This is a genomic window from Planktothrix sp. FACHB-1355 (assembly GCF_014748295.1).
GTDB lineage: Bacteria > Cyanobacteriota > Cyanobacteriia > Cyanobacteriales > Aerosakkonemataceae > Aerosakkonema > Aerosakkonema funiforme_A.
The window spans coordinates 1-3,922 of record NZ_JACJUP010000641.1; the positions used below are offsets into that span (position 1 = coordinate 1).

Sequence of the window (3,922 nt, forward strand, 5' to 3'; positions counted from 1 at the left end):
GCGAGGTTGTTTGTTCGGTCCTGTAGTGGCGGCAGCTGTAATTTTACCGGATGCCGCTTGGGCGGAATTAGCTGCTGCGGGGATAAAAGATAGCAAACAACTGACTAATGTTGGGCGAAGGAGGTTTGCCGATCGGATTCGGGCTGTGGCGTTAGATTACCAAATCGGTATAGCTTCAGTCCGGGAAATCGATCGCCTCAATATTTTACGAGCATCGTTGTTGGCAATGCGGAGATCTGTGATCAAACTGAAGGTGCAGCCCTCTGTTTGTCTGATTGATGGCAAGTGGGCTCTTCCGGATTTACCGATACCACAACAATCGGTGGTGAAGGGAGATGAAAAGTTGGTAGCGATCGCCGCTGCTAGTATTCTGGCTAAGGTATGGCGAGACGATCTCATCCTTCGCTTGGCTCGTAAATACCCGCAATACGATCTAGATGCCAACAAGGGTTATGGCACCGCTCGACACATAAAAGCTCTGGAAGAATATGGCCCTTCACGCTGGCATCGGCTCTCCTTTCGTCCTTGTTGCCACTGACTAAGGGCTGGGGAGTGGAGTCTGGGAAGTGGGAATTAAGGAGGTATTTTCTCTGTTTTCTATTCCCAAAGCTGGAACACTTGCCCATTTACGATAATCCAGCAGCAATTGGTGCATTAACCGATGTTTTACAGTTAACAATACACTTTTCAGTAGACCGTTGCCGGTCGCTTCCAACATTGGTTTGGGCGTTAACCAAAATGGAGGTGGTAGCTCAACTTGTACTTCTAAATCTGCTTTTCCTTTCAGATAAGTCAATCCCTTAACTTGCGAAGGCGACAGTCTTCCTTTCAAGTTCAACGCAAAGCGTTGATTCACATATTCAATACCCACAATTTGACAGCCCACAGACTCTAAATGAACTGTGCCATCGGCTTCTGTCCACACCTTCATATCTACTGTGGGTTGAATTGTTAACATCATAAAGTGGAGAGGGCGCATTTTTAAGCGAAAAATTTCCTCGCCCAATTGTGCGATCCGACTTGGATCGACCAGAGCATTGACAAGACGTTGAGGCTGACGCAAATAATGCTTGATGGGAATCGGTTGCTCTGGGACAGCAATTTCAACAGTTTGGGAAGCGACAAATCGGGTGTGCATAGGTAAAAGGGTACAGAGTGTTTTTTCTCTATGTCTATTAATTAATTTTACGTTACAGTTCTTAAAACATCCGGTTGCAAGTCTTAATCATACCATTGCTTTGCAGCTGGCAATAGTAGACTGTTGTGGGATTCGGTATATTGAGATTTTTCTGAATCTTTCTGTATACCTCACCCGATCGTATGCAATATTCACAAGACTCTGAACCCACCAAAGAAAGGTTAAGAAGCTGAGAAAATAACTTTATGAGTATATCGATATCGATCGCACATCTGGGGCCGAGCGGCACTTATGCAGAAGCAGCTGCCGTCGCCTATGCTAATTGGCTGATCCAGAAAAAAGGCCAACAATCCTTTTTGTGTCCCTATCCGAGCATTGCCCAAACGCTTCAAGCGGCAGCAACTGGGCAAGTAGATCTAGCTGTTGTGCCGGTGGAAAATTCTCTGGAAGGCAGTGTGACTATGACCCTGGATACACTCTGGCGGTTAGATACGCTGCAAGTTCAACAAGCTTTAGTTTTGCCGATTTCTCATGCTTTGCTGTCGTGTGCGGGTAGTTTAGAGGCGATCGAAACTGTTTACTCGCACCCGCAAGCTTTGGCTCAATGTCAAGAATGGCTGGATAAATTTCTACCCTCTGTTCAGTTAGTGCCGATGAATTCTACTACGGAGGCGCTAGGTTATCTGGAGACAGATAGTACAGCTGGGGCAATATCTTCTCTGAGGGCTGCCCAACTTTACAACCTACCTATTCTTGCCAGTCCAATTAATGATTATCCCTGTAACCACACGCGGTTCTGGGTACTTAGTTTACAACCTTCTCCTGGCGGCGATCGCACTTCGCTAGCTTTTAGCGTTCCGGCTAATGTACCGGGAGCTCTTGCTAAACCTCTGCAAGTATTTGCCGAAAGAAATATCAATCTTAGCAGAATTGAGTCGCGCCCGACTAAGCGATCGCTAGGTGAATATCTCTTTTTTATAGACTTAGAAGCTGAGGCTAATGAGCCATTAGTCAAATCTGCTTTAACCGAATTGGCAGACCACGCCGAAACGCTGAAGATTTTTGGTTGCTACAGCATTCTGAATATTGATTCCTAATTCAACAGCCACACTCACATCGAAAGGGCTGTAAGAAACTCCTCATAACCTTTATCCGTCTTGCATTCTACGCTCTGAGAAAATTTATATTTTTTAGCAATAAAAATTAATCATGTTTGAAGTTGCCCAAGGTATTCCTGGCTTACCCGACCTCACGCAACCCTCCCAGCTGATTCAATTTGGGGCCAAAGTGCTACGCACGTTCCTCATACTGGTCGGCTTAGTGGGGTTTATGGGCTTTGTTCTAGCCGTACTCAACTTTTCTCGCCGCCGAGACGAATCGGAAACAGGTGATATGTTGGGGCAATGGTTAGTGGGTTATTCCGTATTACTGCGACTGCTATTGCACGCAGCCCTAGTATTTGCCCTTTCGATCGCAGGTTTCTTTCTTTGTTCGACTTTAGGCACTCGTTACCACTTTTGGGAACAAGCACGGGTAGCGCAGGTAGCAGAAAGCGTTGCGGGAGAAAGGCTAGAACAAACAGCACCTCAAGTGCGCTACACGATCCAAGAACCGTACTCCTACAATACTCAAGTTGGCAACAGGTTGGTGCGCGTACAGGAGACGCGACCTGTTACCCGTTTTTTGACTGTCGCCGGTTCTCAAATTGAGGTCAAGATCGACCAAACTTTAGATCCGCAAAAGAGCGATCGCGCTATTTATCGCGTAAATTTTAACGGCGACTATCAAGTTACCAACCAACTTAGGGAAGCGCAAAATTTTTTCTTTGAAATACCTCAGCCCAATAGCTACTCGCTGTTGCAAAACTTCAAAGTAGAACAGAACGGTACAACACTCCCACAATCTAATCCAGGTGACTATGGTTTTCCCTTCCGACTTGGGCCAGGAGAACAAACCCGCTTTCGAGTCACCTATCAAGCTCAAGGAGCGCCACGCTGGGTCTATAACGCTAATGGACAATTACTTTCCAATTTTCGTCTGAGTGTGCTGGCCAATTTTCCTGGGGCTGATTTTGCCAGTGGCATTGTCCCAACTGAAGCCAAGGTGGAGGAACGAGGTACGAGATTTACCTGGGTATTTGACGGCAATGTTTCGGTTCTCAATCCGTTTGGTGTGTTTACCGCTACTAGCAGAGTGCGGAATACGGGAGTTTTGCCTCGCTTGTTACTGCTCGCTCCCGCTTTATTTCTCTGGTGGTTATTGTTACTGTACTTATCCTTACCGATGAGTCTGCGGGATGTGGCGATCGCAGGTGGCTTATTTTTTGCCTGTATCCTAGCTTTGACCTACTTCAGCCGAACGATCGATTCCCAATTAGCTTGGTTAGTAATTTCACTGTTCTTTTTAGCTGTGTCTTGGGGATTGGGAAGAACTTGGCGTGCTTCCCTTGCAGCTTTTATTAGTACCATTGCGGGAGGAGTCCTGCCAGTTTTAGGATTATTAGTACCGTATAGCGGTTTAACCTTAAGTCTGGCAGGTTTGCTCTCGGTGGCTTGGTTAGCAGCACTCAATTGGTACGGTTTCTATCGATTAGATCGGGAAATTCGTTAACTGCTTGCTGAGTGATTATCTGCTTACCTTTCCAAAAGCTATTTTTTTCTTCCCCATTGAGACAAGGCTAAAAGTAGTGACTGTGAGTAACCCGAACACAGCCGTAGGTTCGGGAACGGATTTGCTTGTAGAAACCATTGCTTCTAAATGAATATTATCGAAATAAACATCACC

Annotated in this window: 4 protein-coding genes; 3 read left to right on the forward strand and 1 reads right to left on the reverse strand. The window is 46.0% G+C overall.

Features of this window, described 5'->3' with window-relative positions; genetic code table 11:
- Positions 1-538 (forward strand): ribonuclease HII (locus H6S82_RS22205; RefSeq protein ID WP_191056715.1); only part of this gene is annotated, 538 nt, incomplete at its 5' end.
- Here H6S82_RS22205 and H6S82_RS22210 read toward each other — a convergent pair.
- A complete protein-coding gene (locus H6S82_RS22210; protein WP_190463455.1) occupies positions 539-1,138 on the reverse strand; it encodes a DUF1997 domain-containing protein in 600 nt (199 codons plus the stop codon).
- 251 nt (positions 1,139-1,389) lie between these two features.
- Between H6S82_RS22210 and pheA the strand changes: the two genes are divergently transcribed.
- On the forward strand, positions 1,390-2,235 hold the full coding sequence (pheA, locus tag H6S82_RS22215) for a prephenate dehydratase (protein ID WP_190463622.1): 846 nt from the start codon (positions 1,390-1,392) through the stop codon (positions 2,233-2,235).
- Between the two features lie 112 nt (positions 2,236-2,347).
- Entirely contained in the window at positions 2,348-3,748 is a 1,401-nt protein-coding gene (locus H6S82_RS22220; RefSeq protein ID WP_190463442.1) for a hypothetical protein, read from the forward strand.
- The last annotated feature ends 174 nt before the right edge of the window (positions 3,749-3,922 follow it).